Here is a 25,737-nt window from a genome sequence, read left to right as displayed (position 1 = left end):
ATTCCTCAGCAGTGGCAATAACCGATGACCGAGCCCTTTACCCGAGATATCTCTCCTCGCAGGAGTGAGAGATTTGGCATGGGCACGTCGGCATCCCGAACCATGGATCCTTCGTGACCTGTCGGGGAATAAAACTTGATTGAGTTCCAGCCGCGCTGACCAGTTGCGAGAGCCCTGGCGACCATGGACAGCTCGTAGTCCGTGGCGTGTCCAAGCTCTCCGTGGATGAGACCGCGCTGGGCAGCCGCCATGAAGCCTCCCAACTCGTTCAGCCCCGTCATGTTGACGTGCAGAGTCACGTTCGAGTCGGCGACGGCCTTTTCCACGATCTGGGCATAGTCCCTCGGGGACACGTTGGAGTAGGTGGTGAACTCGTTCATTTTCGCCCATCCGTCGAGCTTGCCCTTGTTTTGCCATCCCAAGGCCACATTGCAGTTATGAACCAGGACCGGAGTCGCCCCGGCCAGCACATAGTAGGTGTGGAGGTCGCCGATGGTGAGGTCGTAGGTGGTGGTGTTGGCGTGGAAGAGGCGGACGTCGGTGACTTCGGCGGTGCCGGTCGGGGTTTGGAGGATGTCGCCGGGGTGGAGGTCCTTGGCGTCGGTGAACGAAGCCTGGGTCTCGTCGTAGAAGGGGTGGTGGAAGGTGGTCGTGAGGTGATCGCTGGTCTGGGTGTTCACCTGGGCGGCCACGGGTGCGGTCGCTGACAGGTCGTGCCTGTCGGCGGCCGTGTGGGTCGCGCCGAAGGTGGCGAAGAGGGCTGCGGAGGCGGCGAGGCCGACGACGGTCTTCTTCAGGGCGCTCTTGGCCACGGCCTTGGTGGCGGAGCCGGTGGAGCGTTTGATGGCTACGTCGACGAAGTCGTGGTCGGTGGTGGTGACGATGACGGCGGTGACGGTGTGTGCTTGGGTGCCGGTCTGGCCGGGGACAGAGTTGGCGATGGTGTCGCCGACCTTGACTGTGTCGATGGCTTGGGTGGCGCCGTTGGCCATCAGGACTCGGGTGTTGCCGGTGAAGCTGTGGGTGGGGCACCCGCCGGTCTCGGAGCGTGAGCCTGCGGCGTCGGTTTCGGCCTTGCTCGTGGCGCTTTGGGTCGCGTCGGAGGCAGCCGTTTCCTCAGCCTCGGTCGCGCCCTTGCCGAACAGTCCGCCGACGGCCCTCATCGCCTTGGGCGCCAGCTTGCTCAGCAGTTTCCCGCCGAGAGAGCCCAATGCCCCGCCCAGTGCTCCGGCGATCGCACCGGTGACCGCGGAGCCCGCGAACGCCCCGACGCTGCAGGCGGCGCCGCCTGCCTCGGCGCACTTGAAGCCCTGTTCGACCAGAGAGCCGGCCGCGCCTGCGATCGCCGCGCAGCCGATCGAACCGACGCCCACGGTCAGAGCTTCACAGCCGGCGAAGACCGCGGTGGATACGACGAAGGAGGTAATCGCCGCCGCGTGGTGCTTCACAAAGGTAGCGGCGGTCTTGGCGCCCTTGACGGCAGCGGTGTAGGCCTTGCGTGCTGTCTTTTTGAGAGCGGTGGCGCCGCGTTTGGTTGCTTTGACGATTCGGTGAACGGTGCTCGAGGCAGCGTGGTAGGCGGAGTGCAAGTGGTTGACCGCGCTGCGGTATAGGCGTCGGGCGTGCCGCGATGAGTAGGCGTAGAGGCGCCGGCCGTAGCGGACCGTGGAGCGGTAGGCGTCGTGGAGCCTGTTGACGGCCTTTTGGACGGTGCGCTTGGCCTTTTGGACCACGGTTGCGACCTTGGCTGCCACGTAGTGGTAGGTGGCGGCGGCGGCCGTGTACGTGGTGGTGACCGCGCTCTTCACCTCGTGGTAAGCCGCCCTCGCCTCGCAGGCCGCGTCGTACCAGGAGCACTGGCCGGACGGGTCGCTGCCGGCCAGGGGGTTGTCGTTGACGTAGGCGAAGGGGTTGGCGGAGACCGAGTGCGGCACCGGGTTCAGCGAGACGCTGTCCTTGTTCATGAAGGTGCCGGTGGCCGGGTTGTACCAGCGGGAGGCGGTGCCGACCTTGCCGGTGTCGGCCTCGGTCCAACCGGACTGGAATCCGAGGTTCCCGCTCAGGGCGTTCTTGGCGGTGGTGTTGCCGGTCGGGTCGTAGCTGGCCGAGCCCGCCAGGGTGGTGGCTCCGGAGCTGAAGGTGCCGACCACATCGTTGTGCCCGTCCGTCATGGCCAGCACGCCGGTACTGGTGGAGGTTGCTCCGTTGACGTTGATGCCGATCAGCGCGCCGGAAGGGTCGTAGGAGTAGGTGTAGTTCCCGTCGGCGGCGATGGTGTTGCCGGCGCCCGAGTACTGGAAGGTCCGGGTGGAGGTATCGGCACTGTTGGCGTCGGTGATGTTACGGCCGGTCGCGTCGAGCGTGTAGGAGTGACCACCGGCGGTGATCTGGTTGCCCTGCGCATCGGTGCTGTAGGCGACGGTCCCGCCTGCGGACGAGGTATCCGAGGTCATCGTGCCGCGCGCCGAGTACGCGTAGGTGTGGACACCGTCCGACGTCAGTTGGTCACGGGCGTCGTAGGTGTAGACGTTCGCACCGACCTGGGTCCGGTTGCCCGAGGCGTCGTAGGAGTACGCCGTGTTCACCGTGCCGTTGTTCCACCCGGTAAGACGGTCGGCCTGGTCGTAGGTGTAGGTGTTCGCCGAGGCCCCGGCGACCCCCGTGGTGTTCTTGGAGGTGATGTTCCCGTTCTTGTCGTAGCCGTAGGAAATCGTGGCCAGTGTTCCGGCGCCCTGGACCAGGGTGTCCCCGGTCAGGTCATGCGCGGAGTTGTAGGTGTAGGTGCGGGACTGGCCCGTGGCCCCGTATTTCACGGAGGCCACCTGGTTCACACTGTTGTACCCATACGTAAGCGCCGTGCCGGTCGCAGCATCGCTCAGTGCGTTCATTCGCCCGGCTGTGTCGTATCCGTACGAGGTCGTGCCTGCCGCGTCGGCCCGGGTCAGCGGTGCCGCGTCGTTGTTGTAGGTGAAGCTGGAGGATCCGGCCGAACCCGTTGCCGACAGGAGGTCGCCGCGGTCGTCGTACCCGAACGTCTCGTGAGTGGACGCCTGGTGATCCTTCTGGCCGGTGATGCCGGCTTCCGAACTGTCGGCGGTCAGGATCTGGCCGTTGTCGTCATAGGTGAAGGACCGAGTGGCAGTGGCCGCTTCGGCTCCGGTGCCGGATGCCGAGGTCAGAGCGCCGTTCTGGTCGTACGTCATCGAGGTGGAGACGCCACCTGGTGACATGGCAGAGACGAGTTGGCCGTCGGCGTCGTAGACGTTGGTGGTTGTGGAGTCCGCCGGCGAACTGTACGTACTGGTGGACGGTTCGGTGACCGACTGCTGTTGCCCCCAGGGCGTGTAGGCGTAGTGCCAGGAGTTACCACGGCCGTCGGTGAAGCGGGTGCGGTTGCCTGCTGCGTCGTAACCGAAGGCGGTGGTGATCGAGGTGGTCGGGGTGACCGGCTGGATCTCCTGGGTGACGGTTCCCGCCGCGTCGTAGGTGAAGCGGCTGGTGTTGCCGTTGGCGTCCGTCGCGCTGGTGATGTTGCCGACACCGTCGTAGACCTGCGAGGTCTGCTTGAGCAGGTTGTTGAGGACGTCGTACTGCTTGCTGCTCGCGGGCTGGCCGGCGGCGTTGTAGTCGGTCTGGGTCCAGGTGCCGTCAGGCAGGATGGTCTTCTGCCTGTTCCCCTGGAAGTCGTATGTGTACTGGGTGGTGTTGCCGGCCCCGTCGGTGGCAGAGGTGACATCACCTGCACGGTTGTAGCCGTAGCTACTGGTCACGCCACCGGGCGTGGTGGTGGAGGACAGGTTCGCACCGTACGGGTTGCCGGCAGTGGCCGCGTAGGACTTGGTGGATGTCAGTGTGCGGGTGGACGGGAAACGCTCCAGGGTGGTGGAGGTCAGCGGCCGTCCGAGGTAGTCGTAAGTGGCTTGGGTCACGGCACCGGTAGCGTCGGTGACGGACAGTTTCTCGCCGTTGGTGTCGTAGGTGGCGTGTGTCCTGGTGCCGTCGGCGGCGGTGCTCTGTGCAACGTCGCCGAGCTGGTCGTACAGCGAGCTGGTTGTTCTCCCGCTTGGGGAGGTCGACGAGATCTTGTTGCCGTCGCTGTCGTACGCCCAGGCAGAGGTCGCGGTGATCGGTGTGGAGGAGCCCACCGGCGTGTACGGCGGCAGGGTCTCCGAGACCTTGTTGCCGTTCGCGTCGTAGACCGTGGTGGTGGTGTTGCCGGTGGGGTCCGTTTCCTCGACGGCCTCACCGAAGGTGTTGAAGCCGCTGGCCGTGACCGGGTGGGTGCTGACCGGAGCACCGCCGTCGGTCTCGACCTGCACGGTGGGGGCGGTGGTGACGGCGAGGTTGCCGGCCTCGTCATACGCGTAACTGGTGGTGTTGGTGTTGGCGTCGGTCATGGACGTCGGCAGACCGCGCTTGTCGTAGGTCCATTTGGTGGTCTGCTGAGAAGAGGAGCCGACGGTTCCGCCGGTGCGGCCGTTGCCGTACAAGGTGGTGATGTCGGCGGCGGTCAGAGCCCGCGGGTAGGCCTGCACGTTGCCCACCGCTCCGGCCGTTACGTTGCTGACGGCGCCGCCGGTCAGTTTCGCACCGCCAATGGTCATCGGGCCGTTGCCCGTCCAGGGGACCGTGTTGGTGCCGGTGCCGGCCAGAGCGCCGTTGACGTACAGACTCATCGCGCCGTTGGCCGCGTTGAACACCCCGACCAGATGTGTCCAGGTGTTCAAGGCCGGGGCGGCGCTCGCGTGAGCCGAGGCGTAGGCCGCAGGCGACGCGGAATCCGAACTGGGGGCGATGAAGGTGTAGGAGTTCAGGGCCTTGGAGTACTGCAGATAGAACGACGAGTTCGTCGTCGCTCCTTGTGCGACGAAGGTGCGGTAGGTCGATGCGTCAGAGAGGTTGACCCAGGCCGACACGCTGTAGGAGGCGGAGGTGTCCAGCACCGGGGAGTTGGTGGCGATCACCGAACCCGTGCCGGTCGAGGTGCCGGCGAAGGTCGCCGCGCTGTTGTTCCAGGTCACTCCGGAGCTGGGGACGGCGGCGGTGTTGCCGGTGCCGGAGGCGTCGGTGACGGTGCTGCCGGCACTCTGATCCAGTTTCCACCAGCCGGCGGGGTGGCCGGAAGCGTCGCCGTACAGGGTCTGCGACAGGGTGTTGCCCATCACGTCGTATGTGCTGCTGGTGGTGCGGTCCCAGCCGGAGGAGTCGTGGTCGTTCTGCGTGGCGACATGGTCGTCGGGGGTGTAGGCGACGCTGGTCACCCGGTCGACGCCGGTCGGGTCCACGGTCGTGCTGGTGGTCCGGGAGGCGGCGTCCACGGTGAAGTTGGTGACCGTCGCGCCGTTGTCGCTGGTCTGCGACAGCGGGTTCGCGGCCGCGTCGTAGGTCATGGCCTGCAGCACGAAACTGTTCGTGCCGGCCGCGTCCTTCTTGGTCACGGTGGAGGTCAAACCGTTGTCGGTATAGGTGTAGGCCGTGGTGTTGCCCATGGAGTCGGTCACCGACGCCAGGCGGCCGGCCGGGTCGTAGGCACGGGAGGACTCCGTCAGCAGGGTCGGGGCTGACGGGTTCACAGGGTCGCCGGTGAACATCAGGCCCTGAGTGAGCAGGTGTCCGTTGTCGTCATAGGTGTACTGGGTGGTCGTACCCGCCGACGACACTTCCTTGATCTTGTTACCGGACAGGTCGTAGCTGAAGGTGTTCGTGTTGCCGTTGCTCGCGGCCGCGGCCGCGTTGGCGTCGGACTGCGAGGCCAGGTGGTCGTACGCGTCGTAGGTCTGACTCTGGGTGCGGGAGGTGTCCCCGCCACTGGCGTCCGCGACGGTCTGGGAGGTGACGTTGCCGTCGCCGTCGAAGACGGTGGTGGTTCTCGCGGCGTGCGTGGCGCCGGTGACCCGGTCGGTCAGTTGTGGGTCGTCCTCCTCGACGACCTGGCCGGCCTTGTCGTAGACGTACGTCGTCTTCAGTCCGGCGGGGTAGGTGTCGGAGACGACCTTCTTGGTCAGTACTTGACCCAGACCGTCGTAGGTGTACGAGGTGACCAGTCCGGCCGCGTCCGTGGTGGAGGCGATGTCACCGGTGTGCAGGTAGGACACGGCGTTGACCGCACCACCTGGTGACACGGTCCGCACCGGCAGGCCCTTGGGCACCGTGCCGCTGTCGGCGGCCGGGTAGGAGGCGCTGCCGTCGCTGAAGACCGTGGTGGCGGTGCGGCCGGAGGGGAATCCGGCGACCGGCGCGGTGGTGGTGGCGGTCTCGTCACCGGCCGTGTCGTAGCTGAACGACGTCAGGTAGGTGTTGTCTGTCGCGGAGGCGGAGCGGCCGTCGCGTTCGGTCACCAGGACGTCGTTGCGCGGGTCGGCGGTGGTGAGCTGCGCGGTGGTGTCGTCCGGGTAGTAGCTGTAGTACTGGGTGGAGCAGGCGTTGGCGGCCTGGTTCTGGCAGGTGGTGGAGGAGACCACGTTGCCGCGGACATCGTGACCGGTGGTGGTCATCGCACCGTTGGGGTTGATGACGGTGTGCTCGAAGCCGCCGGTGTCGTAGCCGAAGCTGGTCTTGTTACCCAGCCCGTCGGTCTCCGACAGCTGCCGGTTGTTGTTTTCCACGTCGTACTGGTAGGTCGTGGTGGCGTCAGCCGGTGAGACCACCTTGACGGTCTCGACCGGCAGCAGGCCGGTGGAGTTCTTGGCTGCCTGGAAGTGCGCGGCGGCGTCCTGGGCTGTCAGCGCCGAGCGGTAGACGGCGGCTTCGGCGAGCGAGCCGTTGAAGTACGCGACGGTGCCGTTGGTCAGGCCGCTCCAGCCCGAGCCAGTGGTCCCGGCGCCGAGGTAGTCAGTGCTACGGCCCGACACCGACAGCGGGCTGGTGGTCTTGGTGGCGGCCTGGGTGCCGTCCAGGTAGAGGGTCTGGCTGGCAGGGGACGCGCTGAGCACTGCATGGTGCCATTTGCCGTCGGTGACCGTTCCGGTGGTCACCATCTGGACGGAGCCACTGGTGGTGTAGAAGCCGCCGTAGAGCTTGTTGTCGCTGCCGACCCATAGTTGCGGAGTGGTCGAGGTGACGGTGCCACCGATGGGAGCCGACTGCTGGTTGAGCAGGATCCCCCCTCCGTGAGTGGTGGCGAACCACACCTCGGCGGAGGCCGCAGTACTCCCGGTCTGTGCATCCGGTATCTGGATGCGCGAGGTGGTGCCGTTGAATGCGGCGGTCTGCTGGTCGCTGAACGGTCCAGGGTTCCCGAGGGTGACACCGCTGTAGGTGCCGTTGCCACCGCGCGTCTCATCGACGGCGGCGCTCGCTCCGGGAACCTCCCCCAGGCGGAAGTACTCGGCGGGTGCGCCGCCGAGGACGGCGCCGCGGTACGTCTGGCTGGAGCCGGACACGGTCGGTGTGCCCAGCTTCCACACGCCGCCGTTCTCGTCGGTGACCTGGGTCAAGGTGGTGGTGGCCGGATCATAGGCCATCGTGACGAATGCCTTGCCGGACGGCCGGGTGATGGAGGTCAGCAGGCTGGCCGCGTGGGTGCCGTATTTGTACAGGGTGCTGACATCGGCAGCGACCAAGGGCTTGTCGTACCAGGCGGCGTCGGCGATCGAGCCGTTGAAGTAGGTGGCGTAGCCGGTTCTGCTGGCGCTCTGGTGCGGTTCATCGGGCCATTTGCCGCCCAGATATCCGGCACCGAGGTAGTTGAAGGGCTGGTTCGTGCCGATTCCTTCGCCGTCCTTGTAGGAGACGGTTCCGGAGACCGACCCGACCTTCGCGCTGTCCAGGTAAAGGGTTTGGGAGTTGCCTGCGGCGGCGAGGACGACGTGGTGCCACCTGCCGTCGGTCACGGCGGCGGAGGTGGTGATCGGCGCCATGCCGCCGCTGTACCAGAACTCGCCGTTCAGCTTTCCATCGGTGCCCACGTACAGCGACGGGGTGTAGTAGCCCGCCGAGTTGCCCGCAGTGATGGACTGGGAGGAGTAGGAGTAGAGAACGCCGGGGCCCGTGGAGGTCTTGAACCACAGCGAGATCGTGCCGGTGTCGGTGTTGTTGCCGGTGTTGTTCGGCAGCACGACGTTCGAGCTGGTGCCGTTGAACCCTGCGGCCGACGCGGTACCGCCGGTCACCGGGCCGGGCTGGCCCAGGGTGACGTTGCTGTAGGTGGCGTTGGTGGTGCCTTCGTTGGCCAGGATCGCGTCCTTGGCCGTGCTGCCGGAGGGCTCGGACAGTGGCCACATCGCGTGCGGGTCCAGGTCCAAGGCGGCGTTCTGGTACTGCGAACCGGAGGTGTAGCCGTACTGCGTGCACTCGGTGGCCGAGTTCGGGGCGCACACCGTGGACAGTTGATCGCCGGTGTAGCCGTACGTCCAGGTCTGCGCGGTGTTCTGGTCCGTGGCGGTGGCCGGGTCGGTGACGACCGCGGCCACGTGTGGGGCGGCCGCACCGGAGGGGGTGGTCCACGTCAAATGCAGGGCTCGGCCCGACAGCGCCGACGCCATCTGGGTGATCTGACCACCGGCCCAGGTGAACGTGAGAGCGCGGGCGTTGGCGTCGGCGACGGAGGTGATGCCATAGCCACCGGAGCCCAGCGACTGGGTGAAGGTGTAGGTGGTGTCGTTCTTGTCGGTCAGTGTGTAGCCACCCGTGACGGCCTTGAATGTCGCGAAGCGGCCGGCAGGCGGCGAGAAGGTGCCATCGCCGTTCCTTCCGAAGCCGACCTGGGAGCCGTCCGGGTAGGTGACCACCGCACTGGTCACCACGCCCGCGGGGGTGTACTGCTCTGTGACGCGGGCGTCGACGATGGCGGACCAACCGGCACCGAAGGATCCGGTCCAACGCGGGTCGCGGGAGTTGTAGTCGCGCACCACTTCCAGGCCGGGGCCTGCGGTGGAGATGCTGGCATCGGTGTCGGACGTCGTGTAGTTGCCGGTCGTGGCGTCGAAACCGTGCTCACTGCTGTTCTGCGAAAGACCCGAGGTGATCACCGGCTGGGGTACCTGGATATTGAGGGCATACCAGGCCGGGGCGGGCGAGTACAGGCCGCCGTCGTAGGCCTGTACGGCCCAGTAGTACGTCCTGCCCCAGGCGAGCTTGCCCGCCGGCACCGTCCAGTCGCCCGCCGCGACCAGGCCGGAGTCGGCGACCTTGGCGTTGGTGGTGTCGTAGACCTGGAAGTCATACTGTGTGGTGGTGTTGGCCCGCGCGTTCGCACCGCCGGCCAAGGCCGTCAGTTCAGGGGTGACCGTGTGCGCGGTCGCATTGTTGTTCGGGCTTTGCTGGTAGATCTGCGGGCCAACATTCCCGGTGTAGGTGATCTCGATCCACGGCCCGAAGTCCTGGTCGTTGAAGGAGCCGAACTGCTTCCAGTGCAGGGTGTCGGTGGTCGCCGCATAAATCGCCAGACCACGGTCCGGCGTGCTGCCACTCATCCAGCCCTGAATGGCGGACGCCGTCAGCGGCACATTCAGCCAGTCGCCCACCGTGCGGTCGGCCGCGGAGTTGGCACACGCGTTAGGCACCGCCGGCGTCAGGTTACCGATCGACGCACCGTGGGACGGGCCGGGGTACGTCGTCACACCACTGGGAGTCCAGGCGCTGGTGACCAGCGCGACGTCGAACCGCTCAGCGGTACAGGTGGACGCCCAAGTGTCGAACAAGTGCACTGACGCGGCGGTGACGGTGACGTTGGTGGCGTCGTAGGCGCTGTACCAGTGGTTGCTGAAACCGATGGCGGAGTGAGGGCCGGAGTCGTAGGAACCGACCTTGATGGTCTGCTCCGAGGAGTGGTCACCGTCGGCACCCGACTCGGCATACGTGGTAGTCCACCCGTCAGCCACTGTCGGGTCAACGGTAACCGGGAACCGCCGGGCCGCATCGTGCAACCAGCCGGCATTCAAGGTGACCCGCAGTGCCGGGCTCGCGCCCTGCTGTATCAGCTGGTACGTGACGGCGTGCGTGGTGGCCGGATCGCCCGAGCGCGGGTCGACCTTGGAGTCGTACGCGTAAGCGGCGGGTATCCGCTCGATCGTCTTGCCCGCACCGTCCCGCAGGTCGATCGAACCGTCCTTGACCTGCACCGGCGTCAGGCCCTTGAGCGTCAGCGGGAAGGTCCAGGAGTTCGCCGCCGCCGCGGAGTGCAGGACGATCGCCTCCTTCAGACCGCTGGCCGTCGGCGCGAGTTCCACATCCGTACCCGGCAGGGCGTTCGCGTAGGTGACGACGGATCCTGCGACGGTTCCGGTGACCGGCGCGACCCCCTGCAGCGTGTACGACACGGAGTGGCCCGAGTCGGCGGCGAACGAGGCAAGCGGTCCCGTCGCACTCGTCGCGGCGAGATCGACACCGACGGAGTTGGCCGCCTCGTGCCAGCGGCCATCGCTGCCGGTGTGCACTCGGGTGTCGATCGGCTGCCACGCACCCGAGGCGTCCTGGTAGTTGACCGGCGTCTGCGTCACCCGGCGCGTCGTGGTGCCGTCCGCGTTGTCGAACACGGTGGCCGTCTGGGTGGACTTCGCCGCATTGCGACGGCTCGTGCGCGCCGCGAATCCGTCCACGGTCCGGCTTGGGCCGGACTTCGCGGCCTTCGCGTACGGGTGGTATGGGTCCAGTTCTCCCCGGCCCTTGCCCGGGGCGCTACCGACGCCCTTGCCGGAGTGCGTGGCCGCGGCGGTGGCCCGGTGGCTCAGGCCCTCCGCAGTGCCACCGGCCTGCCGGGGCAGGTGGCCCCAGTGCGGATCTTGGAACCATCCGACGATCGTCGAGAGTTTCGGCAGCGAGACAGCTTGAAGTGTCGCCCCTTGGGCATACGCATCTTGCGTGGTGAGCAGGAGCACCAGTGCGGTGAGCGCGAGCGTCGCCACGCGTCGGCACCACCGACGGTAAAGGGCACTCCGCCGGGCAGGACGGCGGAAAGGACGAGCGCGCACAGCAACAGACTCCAGACAAGATCGACAGAAAGCTCGCTGATCTTGTCCGCACTTGTCGCTGTACAGCCAGGGTCCATAGGTGATCTTGACTGTAGCTTTACACCGCCCATATGGGACGTAACTTTTTGTCCGCTGTGCCCGATTGGCGCTTGACGAGAACTTTGCCGCTAGATGGTCAACTGCGTGCCGTCAGGCACTGATTCATCCGCGTAGCGCCCTCAACACGGCTGACTCGACAGCCGATCGCGTAGCCTCGCCTGACCCCGGCACCACCGCGGAGACGTTTGCACCCACCGCGTGATCTCCTACCACCAAGAACCTGGTCGCGGGAAACCTTGCCGCATCGACCGTCACCGCACCGGCGGGCGCGGCGCCCACCGTCAGTACGACGTTGCAGTGCCGGGCAGCGAGCGCCGCAAGGTATGGAGCCGCGTTGGCTGCGGTCTGCTCCCCTGCCACGGCCAGATAGGACACTTGCGCCTTGGTCGTGGCCGACGCGCTCTGCATACCGGCCCACACCGGCTTCACCGCCGCATCGGCCAAGCCCTGGGCCGGGGTGAGCAGACATGCCTGCTGGGCGGAGTACTCCCGCGCCCGACTTGGCGGGAACTGCCGGTCTCCCGCCCCACCCGACAGCGAGGCGATCAGTACGGCCGTGACCGCCACTGCCACGGCAACCGCACCCGAGCTCACCAGCACCCAGCGCTGCGGCATCCGAAACTTCCACTTCATGACACACTCTTCCCTCGCCGCGGGCACCTCAGGACAGGTGACCCGAATATCGAGTCCGGAGCCTACGCGTCACCCACACGCCGCCCACGGCAGGGAGATGCCTGTTACCCGCCAAGCCGGCGCATCGCCGTCCAGCAGCTACCGGGCCAAACCAACCGGTCGACCAGCGTGCCGCTACTGTGAGGCGCGCCCCGGGCAGACCCATCGGGAGTCGGAACGGCGGCGGGTTCAGCCGCCCTGCCAGAGCAGCAACACCCCGAGCGGATCACCGCCGCCAACGCCGCCTCACTGGGCGACGCGGACGGCACGGACGCCACCGCGAAAGCCGCCGCGCTCGGGATGCACTCGGGCAGCGCGATCTACCTGGACATGGAGGCGTACGACATCACCAACGCGCCCTGCGTCCAGGCCGTCCTGACCTATGTGCAGGCCTGGGACCCGCCGCGCACGCCAAGGGCTACCGGGCCGGGTTCTACGGCTTCAGCCGGTCCAGCGCCGCCGCGATCGCCACCGCCGCCGGCAACCACAAGGCGGACCTCCCCGACGCCCTGTGGTACGCCCGCTACGACAACAACGCCGACACCACCACCGGCTTCCCCTTCGCCACCGGCCTGTGGACCGGCCACCGCCGCGGCCACCAGTACGCGGTGAACAAGAAGGGAACCTTCGGCGGCGCCACCCTCACCGTCGACCACAACGCCTGGGACGCCCCCGTCGCCGTCGTGAACTGACCGTTCATGACACAGCTGCTACCTCCGTCCTGGCCCGGCCCGGCCCCTGCGGAGGCGCCGGCAGAGAGAACCTGGGAGGGACAGTGGCAGCTCTTGCAGGTCCCTAACGCCGCCTGGCATTCACACGCGTGGTGCCGAAGGGCGGTGAGCCGGTCGGCACCAGGGCGTCAGGTCCAGAACCCGGATCGGCCGGCCCTTCCCAGCCCTTATCGCAAAGTCCGCGGCCGACCGGGTCATAGACCACCTCGGGCCCACGTTTGCCTTGCGACCCCACAGGCGAGTTCAGCGGGGACCCAGACATGGCTGTAGCGATCGTCGTGAAGTAGACCCCACGCGGCCGGGACCGGCTGCTCAACGTCTTCGTCCTGCACGCCACCGCGGGCATCGCCGCATCGCGGCCGCCTCCCGGTCACCGGTTACGGGCGCCCGCTTTGGGGCGGCCGGACATCAGAGCCACCGTCGTCGGACCTCAGCCCTCAGCCGAGAAACGACAATCGAACTTGCCGGTTGACATTGTCCTTATTGGTGTCCGCGAAACTCCGATAGGGCAACTACCAAAGGTACCCGAGCACGTGAGCTCAACGTGGTGCGCCTTGGGAAATACATCGCGGCCACCGCCTGGTCGTGCGCAACAGCCATCACAAGCCGCGGACGGTCACCGCCTCCCCCGAGATCAGCGAGTTGCTGCCGCTGCTCTACCGCACAAACTGTCCTCCGGCGACTTCGTGCCCGCATTCGAGCAGTTCCTCGGCTCCTCGGCCCGTCTCTCACCCGCTGCCATGACTTGGCTGAAGACACGCCGTCAGAGACTCCGACCTGTACTCCGCCGACTAGGTGTACCTCTGGGTTGGCGCCGTCGACCTGCGCATTCGTCTGAAAGAAGCGATGGCCACGCTTGATGGATGTGCGGGCCGGCGGCGCGAAGGACCTGATTGCGGTGACCGACGGATGCCGCGAGTCCTCCGTGGCATGGGCTTGGGCTGCTGCGGCAGGCCGGGCGTTCCGCAGTTCGTCCGGTTTGTTGTTCTGGGTACGCGGCCCAGAACAACAAACCGGGGGCGGAGTGGCCACATGATCGGCAAGGTACCTGTCAGTCGCCGGAGAAGCCGAAGATCCCCAGGTGGGTAGGCACACCTTCAGTATGGAGAACGACGTAACGGCCGGTCCACCGCATCCTGCACTCGCCGAGCAGGCTCTGCTCGTATTCCTGATGGCTCATCGCGTCGTTGGCGGCGGCGATCAGCTCCTCGTACTGCTGGGGCGTCGGGCGGTCCGTGCCGAAATGGTGGACGACGCGGTCTGTTGCCAACGGGCGCAAGGTGCCGTACTCGGGCCGTTGCGGGGAGTCGGACGCGGAGACGACTCTGTCGATGTCAAGGATCGTGTGCGTGCCCTCCTGCCCCATGAACTCGTGGTCCTCGCGCAGTTCCTCCAGACTCCCGTAGCTGTCGCCGTCGCCGTACTCCTCCTGGAACACCCTGGCCTGCAAGGCGTCCAGTGCCGCCGCGACGTCCCCGTCGTACGCGGTGACGTAATCCCATCCGCTGGCACCCATCGAGCCACCCCCTCTGAGAATCGTGAACGGCGCCACCTTAGTGGCCGGGTCCGACAACGCCGCAGGCCCGCTGAGCATGCGAAAGGGCCTGAGGCGCGGGGTGCGCCTCAGGCCCTTTCTGTCGCTGCGTGCAGGAGGCTACGGGTTGACGGGCAGGATTGGGGTGTTCAGGGTCGGGATGCTCCAGCGCTGTGCGGCGGTGGAGTTGCAGGGATAGAGCTGGAACGTGGTGCCGCGATCGCTGTTCGCCCACGGAACATCCAGGCACATGTTGGACTGCGGGTTGTAGATCGTGCCGTCGGCCCGGGCACGCCACTGCTGGCCGCCTTCGCCCAGGCAGTTCCACAGGATGATCCCGGTGCCCGAGGCGGTGCCGTTGGCGCTGGCCGACAGGCATTGGGTGCCGATGGTGAGGGTTCCGTTGGCGTTGATGCTCCAGCGCTGGGCGGCGGTGCTGTTGCAGTCGTAGAGCTGGGGGTGCACGCCGTTGGCAGTGCTTGCGTTGGGTGCGTCCATGCAACGCCCGGAGTGGGGCGAGAAGCGGATCGGGCCGTTGCTGGTGGTCGCCGCGACAGCGGTGTTGTAGATGGCCAGGTTGCTGACCCGGCCGGTCAGGTAGTTGGTGAAGGTGTTGTAGTTCCGGTAGCGGCCGAGGACAAGAGTGCCGCTCGCGGTGGGGCTGGTCGAGGCGGTGTGCTGACCGGTTCCGGCCAGGGAGCCGTTCACGTACATGTTCATCTGGCCGGTGTCCGCGTTGTAGCTGGCGGTCAGCTGAGTCCAGGTGTTGAGCTGGTAGGCCGCGGCGGGGCCGGTCGCACCGGAGTAGTCGTACGGCCAGTCGTTGTTGGCGTCGCCCCGGGCGATGCCGAACTTCCAGGTACCGTGGTCTGCGTAGATCATGAACGAGCTGCCGTTCACGGTCTCCTGGCTGACCACCATGCCGGCGTCGTCCTTGGCCAGGTAGGCCCACGTACTGATGGTGAAGCTCTTGTGGGTGTCGACCACGCCCTTGCTGCTGGTGATGGTGGACTGGGCAGTGCCGTCGAACACCGCGACATTGGTCTTGCGGCCGTCGACGGTTTCCTCGCCCCAGGTGACATTCGCGGCGGTGCCGTTGTACGAGGCCGGGTTGGCCTTGGCGTTGCCGGTCAGCGGCCACTGGACGAATGGGGCCTGGCTGCTACCGCGGAAGTGGTCGCCGGTGAAGCCGGTGACCTGGGCGCCGGTGACGGCGGCCGGCCAGACGTGGAGGTTTCCGGAGGTGTCGGTGGCCCAGAGGTCGGGCACGTCGTCGTCGGTGAGGTTGCCGTCGGCACCGACCGTCGGGAAGGACGTCGCGGTGACGCCGTAGCCGATTTTGGAGGCGGGGCTGGCAGAGATGCCCGTCACCTCGGTGGAGGTGTCGGGCCGGGTGGCCGTGGTCAGGGCGTACTGGAAGATGTCGCCATTGGTCCGGTTGCGCACCCAGAGCGCGGGAGCGGTGGCGGTGGTGGCGCCGACAGCCAGTGTGTTGCCCGGGACCATCAGGTCCTTGTCGTCCCAGCCACCGGTGGAGACCAGGGACGGCGGCGCCAGGGTGTGGTTGGTCTTGACCGGGTAGTACCAGAGGTTGCCCGAGTCGATGGCGAAGACGCCGGTCGCGTCGGTGACCGTGCGGCTCGGTGTGCGGGTGTCCTTTGCCGAGCCGATCGGGGTGATCTGGCGAGCCTGCGCCCAGGAGTTGCCGTCGTGGTGGCCGGCGCAGGAGGTGGCCAGGTCGGGATCGCAGTCGGGCCGGTCGAGAGGGGTCATCGTGCCGCGGGTGAAACGGCCCGGGTCGGAGAGCGTGTCTGAATAGTAGTAGAGCGCGTCGTCACCGTCGGAGGCGCCGGGGCCGCTCGGGTCCTTGTGGACGAACAGGTCGTCGAGGTTGGTGGTGGGGTCGAGGGCGCCACGGTGCGCGACCCGGTAGTCCTTCCAGGTCCGGGGGTTCGTTGGGGCGTCGGCACCGGGGGCCTGGGCGGCGGCCGCGGCCGTACCGGTGGGCGGCACGCTGGAGTTGCCCGGGTCGGTGGCGCGGCCGTGGGTGATCAGGTTGCCTGCCTGGTCCGTGATCAGGATGTCGGGCCGGGCATCACCCGTGGTGTCGCCGAATGCGACCGGGCCCTCCGTCCACGGGACGTAGAACGAGTACGAGATGGTCTGGGAGGAGTTACCGGCCTCGTCGAAGACCTCGGCGTACAGGGTGTTGGTGCCCCAATGGGTCGGCTTGGTCGCGATGTCGTTGACCACCAGTGGGGTGCCCGAGGTGGGGGTGCACTTCTGCTCGGCGCCCGACATCTGCGGGTCGTAGCTCCAGCGGACGCACGCCAGGCCGGATGAGATCAGGCCGGTGCCCGGGCTCGGGTCGGAGGCGATCAACGGGATGTGACCGGTGTCGCCCAGGTGGAGCTTGGTGGTCTGGCCGTTGCCGGCCGGCGGGAACTGAGTGGCCGGATCGGTGAACGGGCCGACGGCGAGCACCGGTGGCGTGGCGTCGACCGCGAAGTGGCAGACAGGGCTCGGAGATCCGCGCAGCAGGCCGTCGTCACCGTAGGCCTGCCAGCCGTAGTGGTGGCCGTCCTGGAGGGTGCCTATCGGCAGGGTGTAGGAGGCTTCGCTGCCCCGGCTCACGAAGCCAGACCAGCCGGTGTGCACGGAGTTGCCGCCGGTGGTGTTGTCCCAGATGTTGATCCACTCGGTCAGCTGGCCCTGGTTGGGGCTGTTGACGGTTGACCTGAGACTGGTGTTCGTGCTGGTGATGTAGCCGTACGAGGCGAGAGGCACGCTGGCGCAGGCGTCGGTGTCTGCGGTGGTGACCCGGTGCGGGGCCGGAAGGGTGTGCGGGTTGCCGGGCACACCGGGCGGGAAATCGAAGGTGCTGCTGAGCGTGGCGTCGTAGTTGTACCGCTTGAAGCCCATCCGCTGGCCGCTGCCCTCCGGCCCGCGTACGGCGAAGGCGAGCGGCACGTTGGTGGTGCGAATGCCGTCGCGCAGTGCGCCGGTGATGTTGAAGTCGATCGGCAGGTCGCTGTAGCACTCCGACAAGGTGCCGTTGCCGGGTACCGACTTGCTGTCGACCAACTCCCGGATCTCGTGGTTACTCCAAGTCACCGACGTGTCGAACGCGCCTGCCCGGTAGAGGTTGACCGGGTAGGTCGTCGTGCAGGAGTGGTCCGAGGAGATGTACTGGCTGATGCGCAGGTTGGCGTAGTTGATGGTGGCGCCGGCATAACCGTTGAGGTTGAACTCGAACAGAGCCCGCTCGATCCCGGTTGCGGTCTCCCAGCCCTGGAATCCGGATCCGGGCCGATCACGGTCGGTGGAGCCGGTGCGGTCGAAGTTGTTGGTGGTGTTGTGCGCCTGCATCACCCAGGCGTGGTGCTGCTTGCCGCGGGCGTCCTGCGACCACGACGGGTCGACGTAGACGGGGTACGAGGTGTTGGCACCATCGAGCAGGTCGAGGCTCGGGGCCAAAGAGATCGAACCCTGCGCGTGGTCACTGTTTCCTTGGACCTTGGCCTCGGTCACCGGGATGGTAGCGACGCTGGCCAGTGCGCCGGGGCCGGCCGAGGTGCTCGGCGCGTCCGGCGGAGCGTGGGTCGCGTCACCGGAGCCGTCCGAGCCGGCATCAGCCGCCTTGGCGTTGCGGGTCGCAGGCGAGGCCTGCGCGGTTTCGACGGCGTATTTCGCGGCGGCCCGGCCGGCCGGGGTCCGGGCTTCCTTGGCGGACCACATCTGTGGTGTCGGGGCAGTGAACACCACCTCGCCACCGGCCGTCGCGGTCAGCGCGCCGTCGCCGTTCTTGGCGAGATCCAGGCCCTTGGTGGCGGTGGGGAAGACGAGATTGCGAACCGCCGGATTGGCTGCGGCTGCGGGAGTACGCAGCACGATGACGGTGGAATAGCCGCCCCATTTGGTGGCGGTCACTTGCAGGTCGGTGTCCGGGGCCACATCGGTGAACAGGGCCCCGTTGCCCGTCAGTTTCGGGGCGGGAAGAGGGCCGGGGAAAGGTGAGGAGACGGCGAGCTGCTTGCCGTCCTTGGTGGTCATGGTGGCCAGCGGGCCGTTGCCGCCGCCAGAGATGACCAACTCCCCGCTGGAGGCCGTCGGGGTGACGGTGCCGTCCGCGTTCTTGACCAGAGTGTCGTCCAGGACGGCCCAGGCGCCGTCGGTGCGCTTGGTGCGTTGGGCCATCTCATGCTGCTCGGAGCGCAGTTTGCCTTCGGCAGTCGCGACCACGGTCGTGTATTCGTCGGTGAGTTCGGGGACGGGTATGTCCTTGCCCGCGCTCTTCGCCTGGGTGATGGCCTGCTGCACGGTGTCCTGGGCGGGCGGGGCGGGCTGCCCCGCGGGCTTGACCGGGTCCGGCGTGCCGTCGGCCGCGTGGGCCGCGAGCGGAGTAGCCGTCAGCAGCCCTGCCGCGAGGACGAATGAGACGGCGGCCGATGCGGACCGTCCGGCGGGCCGGGCGGGTCTGGGTCTGGTGGACATCGAGTTCCCCCATGGTTTGGCGCGCTCCGCTTTGCGGATGTGCAGAGATCCGCAGCACCTTGGCAGTCCTGACTGCCTGTCTACAAAGGGGTATTGATTCTGTTGTCGTGATATCAGAGCCAAAAGAACCTAACCGGCGCCCTGTGAGATATGTCATGCGATTGCTGATCGCCGGTATTGCTGACGGCACGTCATCCGCCTGCTAGTTTCCCGTCCGATTGTGTTGGTGATCATCACAGATCTTTCACAGACAACGGGGGTCCAGTGGCAAGTCCGGAGAGACCAAGACGTACGAGATTCTCATGGAGATGGGTCGTCGGGCCGGTGGCCTTCGCCGTCACGGGCACCCTGCTCGCTCCCGTAGCGCAGGCCGCGGCCGGCCCGGACTTCTCCAAGATCTGGCAGCCACCGGATACGCCGCTGCCCGGCACCACCTCGGTAAACGTCACCGACGTCGCCAAGGCGGCCGCGATCGCGCCGCATTACCCGGTGCCTCGGCGGGTCGGCAAGACACCCGCCCCGGCGCCCACCCAGCGCGAGTCTGCCACCGTCGAACTTTCCGGAGCGCAGCGGAAAACGCCATCCAGGGCAGGGAAATTGCCTGTCTGGATGGCACCCAAGCCCGGCGCGCCCGCAGTTCCGCAGACCGTGACCGTGGTCCAGAGCGACGAACGGGCCGCTCATGCAGCAGGGGTGAACGGGCTGCTCTTCACCCTGACCGCGCAGCCGCAGAGCACCCCCGCCGCCAAGACTTCCGTCGGGCCGCAGCAGCCGCCCGCCACTCCGGTGCTGGTCGCTCTGGACGTGGCCGCGCTGAATGCCGCTACCGGTGGTGAATTCGCCTCCCGTGGGCGCCTGGTGACGCTGCCCGCATGTGCCGCGACCACCCCCGAGTCGCCCGCCTGCCAGGTCCGCACGCCCGTGACGGCCCACTACGACAGGGCCACCGGGCGGACAGTGGCCGAGCTACCGCTGCCCGCCGCCACACCGGCACGTACTGGCGCCGCCCAGTCCTCGTTCAGCACCGGTGTGCACCCGGCCGCCGCACCCACCGGTGCGCCGTTGCTGCTGGCCGCGGAGACCGGCCCGGCCGGTGGTGGTGGCACTTACGCCGCGTCGACGCTGTCGCCCTCCTCCGCCTGGGCCGCCGGCAGTGCATCGGGCGCGCTGACGTACAGCTACCCGGTCCAGGTGCCGCCCTCGCTCGGCGGCGCGGCCCCGACGGTCGGACTCTCCTACAACTCCTCATCGGTGGACGGCAAGACCTCGGCCACCAACGCCCAGGCGTCCTGGGCCGGCGACGGCTGGGAGCTGAATCCCGGTTTCATCGAGCGCGACTTCAAGCCCTGCGACAAGAGCGGGATCGCCGACTCCGGCGACCAGTGCTGGGGCGGCTTCAACGCGACGCTTTCGCTCGGCTCGCACTCCGGCCAACTGGTCCGCGACCGCAACGCGGGCTCGTCCAGCGCCACCACCGACGCGGCCACCGGCGTATGGCACCCGAAGGACGACGACGGAACCAAGATCGAATTCGGCTCGGGCGCGAGCAACGACGCCCGGGACGGCGCGTACGCCAAGGTCACCGACAGCTCGGGGACCGTCTACTACTTCGGGCTCAACCACCTGCCCGGCGGCGACAAGAGCGACCCGGCCGCCAACTCGGTCTCCACTCTCCCTGTGTACTCCCCGAACAGCGGCGACCCCTGCTACGACTCGGCGCAGGGCAAGGCCTCCTGGTGCCAGATGTGGCAGCGGCTCTCACTGGACTACGTGGTGGACCCGAAGGGCAACCTGACCACCTACACCTGGGCCCCGGAGACCAACTGGTACTCCCGCGGCGCCGGCCAGAACAACGGCAATGGCACCCGCACTTCCTACACCCGGGCCAACCTGCCGGCCTCGATCGCGTACGGCCAGCGTTTGGACGAGCAGCTGGCAGCCAAGGGCGCCCTGCAACCGGCCGAAAGAATAGCCTTCGCCACCGCCGAGCGCTGCCTGGACACCGCGACCTGCGACCCCGCCCAGCGCACCATTGCAAACAAGAACAACTGGCCTGACGTGCCGGTCGACGAGGAGTGCAAGCAGGACGGTACCTGCACCCACTCCAGCCCGAGCTTCTTCACCACCAAGCGCCTGAGCACCATAACCACTCAGGTCCGCATCAACAATGCATGGAAGGACGTCGACTCCTACAAGCTGACCCACTCCTTCCCGGACCCGAAGGACAACACCAGCCAGAAGGCGCTGTGGCTGGACTCGGTCGAGCGCACCGGCAAGACGGCCACTCCCGAGCTCTCCACCCTCCCCGTCACCTTCACCCCGGTGATGCTTCCCAACCGGGTGGACGGGACCGACCTGGTGCCCGCGCCGCCGCTGATGAACCGTCCGCGCATCCAGCAGATCCACAACGAGACGGGCGGCGTCCTCAACGTCGACTACAACCTGCCGGGCTGCTCCCGGATCAACAAGGTGATGCCGGCCGCCGAGGACGACAACACCATGGGCTGCTACCCGGTCCGCTGGCTGCCCTCCGGGTCGGTGACCACCGCCGACCCGGTGCTGGACTGGTTCAACCACTACTCGGTCGCCTCGTTGACCGAGAACGACACTGCCACCGACGCACCGCAGAAGATCACCAAGTACACCTACGAGTCAGCCGGCTGGCACCGCGATGACGCCGAGCTGACCGAGGCCAAGGCCCGCACCTGGGGTGACTTCCGCGGCTTCAAGACCGTCACCACGACGGTGGGCAGCGGCACCGACGGCCCCCGGGCGCAGACCCGAACCACCTACCGACAGGGCATGGATGGTGACGTCCGCAAGGACGCCGGGAACCGCAGCGTTCACCTGACCGATGCGCTCGGCCAGGACGTCGTTGACGTCGACTGGCTGGCTGGTCAGGCTCTGCAGAGCGAGACCTTCGACCAGGCCGACGGAAAGGTAACCGCCCGGACCGTCAATGGCGCCTCCGGCGAGGTCGTCACCGCCACTCACCCGCGCGGCAACGGACTGCCCGACCTGGTCGCCCGCTACAACGCGACCACCCAGACGGTGACCAGCCAAGGGCTCAAGGCCGACCAGACCTGGCGCACCACGACCAAGACCACTGTCACCGACCCGTCCCGCGCCAACCGACTGCTCACCTCGCTCGACCAAGCCGACGGTCTGCCCGACCTGTGCACACGCACTGCCTACGCCACCGGGCCCGACCCGCAGCGCACCGACCTCACGGCCGAGACCCTGACCGTCTCCGGCCCCAATGCCTGCACTGCGGCCGCCGGCCCCAGCAACACCACCGCCCGCAGTCGGGTCCTCTACGACAACCTGCCCTTCGGCCAGGCCGCGGCGAGCGCCAACCCGAGCGGCACCCAGGAGCTGGAGCGCTACGAGAGCGACGGCAGCGCCACTTTCACCACCAAGACCAGCACCACCTTCGACAAGTACGGCCGGACCGAGTCCGTGACCGCGCTGACCGTCAAGGACGCGCAACACCCGAACGGCGCGACCACCCGGACCAGCTACGCTGCTGCCGCGCCGGGCGAACTCCCGTCCACGCTGACCTCCTCGGCGCCGATCCCCGGTGTCGCCACGGGCAGCTGGGACACCGTCACCACGATCGACCCGCGACGCGGAAACACGCTGACCGTCAAGGATCTCAACAACAAAACCAGCACGCAGGTCTATGACGCCCTCGGCCGGCTCACCGGTGTCTGGCTGGCCGGACGAACCCCGGCGGCCAACGCCAACGCCAACCTCGCCTACGCCTACAACCTGTCGAACAAGGCCGGAACGCCGTCCTCGGTGACCACCTCGGTGCTCAAGCGGGATCTGGCAATGCCGGTCTACACCCGTCGCATCGACATCCTGGACGGCTTCGGCCGCACCCGGCAGGCCCAGGCCTCGCCCTCCAACCCGGCCTACACCGGCCGATTGGTCACCGATTCCCTGTACGACTCGCAAGGCAGGGTGAAGACGGCCGACGCCGCCTGGTACAACAGCGTCTCCGGCCCCACCACGACCTTGGTGCAGGCCGCCGACTCGACCATCCCGGCACAGACCCGCACCACGTACGACGGCCGGGGCCGGGCGACCGCCGTCGCCTCGTGGTCGCTCGGTGTCGAGCAGAACCGCACCACCACTGTCTACGCCGGCGTCGACCGGATCGACCTGTTGCCGCCCGCCGGCACCTGGCCCACCAGCTCGTTCTCCAACGCCCGCGAAAAAACCGTCGAGCGCTGGCAGTACAACACGCCCACCGCGACCGGCAACCCGGCCGACGCGGTGATCTCCCGCTACAGCTACACCGCAGACGGCAAGCCCGACACGCGCACCGACGCCGCCGGCAACCGCTGGTCCTACAGCTACGACCAGCAGGACCGGCAGATCTCGGCGACCGACCCGGACACCGGCACGGTCACCCAGACCTTCGACGAGGCCTCCCGAGTAGCCACCACCACCGACAACCGCGGCCGCAAGCTCGCCTTCACCTACGAACTGAACGGCCGCAAGACGGGGGTGTACGAAGGCAGCTTCGCACCGGCCAACCAGCTCGCCGGCTGGTCCTACGACACGGTGATCAAGGGCAAGCCGGCTTCCGCCACGCGCTACGCCGGAGGGTCCAGCGGTCAGGCCTACACCACGGCAGTCAAGGGCTATGACGACGCCTATCGGCCCACCGGGATGAACATCACCATCCCGGGCAGCGAGGTCGGTCTGGCAAGCGGCAACTTCACCTATGCCGTTTCCAGCAGCTTCGACAAGATCACGGGCAATCTGAAGTCCACGTTGCTTCCCGCCTTGGGCGGCCTGCCGATGGACGACATGGCGTACTCGTACAACGACTACGGCCAGCTGTTCAAGTACGCGGGTGCCACCACCTACGACACCCAGACCGAGTACGACGCCTTCGGCCGGGTGATCCGTTCCACCGTCAATCCCTGGGCCAGCCAGGTGGTGGTCACCAACGACTACGACCAGTCCACCGGACGGCTGCGCAACCAGTTCCTGGACAAGCAGACCTCCACCAGCGGAGCGGTTCAGCAGACCGGCTACACCTACGACGACTCCGGCCGCGTCACTTCCATCACTAGCATCCCCGACAACACCCCGACCGGCCGCGATCTGCAGTGCTTCGACTACGACAGCCTCGGCCGGCTGTCCACGGCGTGGACCGACACCGGCAGCGTCACGGTCCCCGACGCGCTGCAGCATCAGACCCAGGACCAGGGCCGGTGCACCAATACCAGCCCCACCAACGGCGCGGCCGCGCCCGCGCAGACCACCGTCGGCGGCGGCACCCCGTACTGGGAGGAGTACGGCTACGACGTGACGGGCAACCGGACCAGGTTCGTCCAGCATGACACCGGCGGCGACGCCACCAAGGACTCCGTCACCACACAGACCTTCCCGAACGCCGGCACCGTCAACAGCGGTGGCGGCGGTCCGCACGCGTTCACCGGCACCAGCACCAAGGTCGGAACCGGCACCACGGTGTCGGGCAACGACGCCTATGACGCGGCCGGCAACACCACCGGCATCTACACCTCGAAGACCGGCACCGCCGACCTCACCTGGAACAGCGAGGGCAAACTGGGCGCTCTTGCCCAGGCCGGTCCGATCACCGGCATCGGCGGCAAGTGCCTGGACATGCAGGGCGGCAGCTCGGCCAACGGCAATCCGCTGCAGATCGACACCTGCACCTCCGGCGGCGGCCAGCGCTTCGCCACCAACGGCGGCCTGCTCAAGGTGTTCAGCAAGTGCGTCACCGCGATGGGCACCGCAGCCGGCTCCCCGGTACAGCTCCAACCCTGTGACGGGCGTACCTCGCAGAATTGGACGGTCCGCGCGGACGGCACCGTCCTCAACCCGGCCGCCACCCGTTGCCTGGCGGTGCCCGGCAACGTCAGTACCAACGGCACCGACCTGGTACTGGGCGACTGCACGACGCCGATCCCGGCCGGTCAGAAATGGGCCGTCCCGAACCAGGCCACCAGCTACGTCTACGACGCCGACGGCAACCAGCTGATCCGGCGCAACCCGGGCAAGACCACCATCAACCTCGGCACCGACCAGGTCACCTACGACACGGTGACCAAGACCCTCACCGGCACCCGGTACTACCCGGTCCCCGGCGGTCTCAGCATGGTCCGGGTCGGCGCCGGCGGTCTGACGATCCAGCTCGCTGACCACCACAACAGCGGCACCCTGACCATCGACGCCACCAGCCTCGCCGTCACGCGCCGCTCCATGGACCCGTTCGGCTGCCCGCGGGGCACCCAGCCCGCACCGGGTGTCTGGGCCGGCGACAAGGGCTTCGTCGGCGGCAGCAAGGACGACGTCACCAGCCTGACCAACCTCGGTGCCCGGGAGTACCAACCGAGCACCGGACGATTCCTCAGCGCGGACCCGCTGCTCGTACCGGATGACCCGCAGCAGTGGAACAGCTACGGCTACTCACACAGTGACCCGGTCAACCGCAGCGACCCGTCCGGCCTCTACGACCCGGACCAGCGGGCCTGGGAGCAGGAGCAACGACGGGCGAACAATCCCGCCTCCGGATCGGCCGCGGGAAGCGACGAGCCTGTGGGCCTCGGCGAGGACGAGCCCGTAGAGGACGAGAAGAAGTGGTACAAGGTCTGGCAGCCGCGCCATGACACAGCCGTCCTCATGATCACCGCCTATCTCGCGGCCAAGCACCCCTACAACGATTTCGACAACGACGTCTCCATCCGCGGCGGCTCGGCGAAGGGCAACACCGGCTACGCCGACATCGTCGAGTGGGGTAAGAACGACGTCACGATCTGGGAAGTCAAGCATGGCGGCGGAGCCGCCGAGGATGCCGGCCCAGCGCAGCTCGCCCGCTACGTCGAGAGCCTGCAGGCGCGACTGATCGCCACGGGTGACCATCGGACGGTGAAGCCCGGTTACCCGCTAGGAGTGGAACTCGGTCCCGTGCCCAACTTCGGTAACCCCGCCGAGTTCATCACCGCGAAGGACAGTAAGTACGCCGGCGTCATTTCCTACACGGTGTCGCGGGAGGATACCCGCGGCGGCGAGCCGGACCCCGTCCCGCACCCCGTACCCGGACCGCAACCCAACCCGATGCAACTGAAGGAGCGGGGCAGGCGGCCGGACTGGACCAAGACCCGCCCGCTCAAGGGCGCGCCGGCCGGGGGCTGATGCCCCACGCGGCGCCGGCCGACAACGGAGGAGACGGGCTCACCTTCAACGTACCGAAGATGACCCCCCAGCAGCAGGAGGACACCGGGGTGGCGGCGGTCGTGGGCTTCCTCGGAGC

At 67.6% G+C, this 25,737-nt stretch carries 6 protein-coding genes and 2 pseudogenes; 4 read left to right on the top strand and 4 right to left on the bottom strand.

Going from position 1 to position 25,737, the window contains the following annotated elements:
• Positions 1–5 precede the first annotated feature (5 nt).
• Together LNW73_RS28495 and LNW73_RS28490 are read right to left on the bottom strand one after the other, a co-directional pair.
• A complete protein-coding gene (locus LNW73_RS28495) occupies positions 6–10,844 on the bottom strand; it encodes a LamG-like jellyroll fold domain-containing protein (protein ID WP_250991841.1) in 10,839 nt (3,612 codons plus the stop codon).
• 267 nt (positions 10,845–11,111) lie between these two features.
• Complete coding sequence (locus LNW73_RS28490; RefSeq protein WP_250991840.1) at positions 11,112–11,642, bottom strand: BMP family ABC transporter substrate-binding protein; 531 nt, start codon at positions 11,640–11,642, stop codon at positions 11,112–11,114.
• 237 nt (positions 11,643–11,879) lie between these two features.
• On the opposite strand from LNW73_RS28490, the pseudogene LNW73_RS28485 reads away from it, so the two are divergent.
• The 3 genes and pseudogenes from LNW73_RS28485 to LNW73_RS36835 all read left to right on the top strand — a co-directional run.
• Positions 11,880–12,020, top strand: a pseudogene (locus LNW73_RS28485) (glycoside hydrolase domain-containing protein); the annotation flags it as partial.
• Positions 12,021–12,040: 20 nt separating this feature from the next.
• Positions 12,041–12,373, top strand: a complete 333-nt coding sequence (locus LNW73_RS28480; RefSeq protein ID WP_250993067.1) for a glycoside hydrolase domain-containing protein — start codon at positions 12,041–12,043, stop codon at positions 12,371–12,373.
• Positions 12,374–12,982: 609 nt separating this feature from the next.
• A pseudogene (locus LNW73_RS36835) lies at positions 12,983–13,349 on the top strand (IS256 family transposase); the annotation flags it as partial.
• Positions 13,350–13,463: 114 nt separating this feature from the next.
• Here LNW73_RS36835 and LNW73_RS28475 read toward each other — a convergent pair.
• Together LNW73_RS28475 and LNW73_RS28470 are read right to left on the bottom strand one after the other, a co-directional pair.
• Entirely contained in the window at positions 13,464–13,928 is a 465-nt protein-coding gene (locus LNW73_RS28475) for a hypothetical protein (RefSeq protein ID WP_250991839.1), read from the bottom strand.
• A gap of 138 nt (positions 13,929–14,066) precedes the next feature.
• Positions 14,067–18,440 carry a ricin-type beta-trefoil lectin domain protein gene (locus LNW73_RS28470; RefSeq protein WP_250991838.1) on the bottom strand — a complete coding sequence of 1,458 codons (4,374 nt, stop codon included), beginning with the start codon at positions 18,438–18,440 and terminating at the stop codon, positions 14,067–14,069.
• A gap of 609 nt (positions 18,441–19,049) precedes the next feature.
• Here LNW73_RS28470 and LNW73_RS28465 point away from each other — a divergent pair.
• Positions 19,050–25,619 carry a ricin-type beta-trefoil lectin domain protein gene (locus tag LNW73_RS28465; RefSeq protein ID WP_250991837.1) on the top strand — a complete coding sequence of 2,190 codons (6,570 nt, stop codon included), beginning with the start codon at positions 19,050–19,052 and terminating at the stop codon, positions 25,617–25,619.
• The last annotated feature ends 118 nt before the right edge of the window (positions 25,620–25,737 follow it).

The sequence above is a fragment of the Streptomyces sp. RKAG337 genome, assembly GCF_023701715.1.
GTDB lineage: Bacteria > Actinomycetota > Actinomycetes > Streptomycetales > Streptomycetaceae > Actinacidiphila.
Note: the sequence above shows the minus strand (reverse complement) of the source record. Positions and strands in the feature narration are given on the sequence as shown.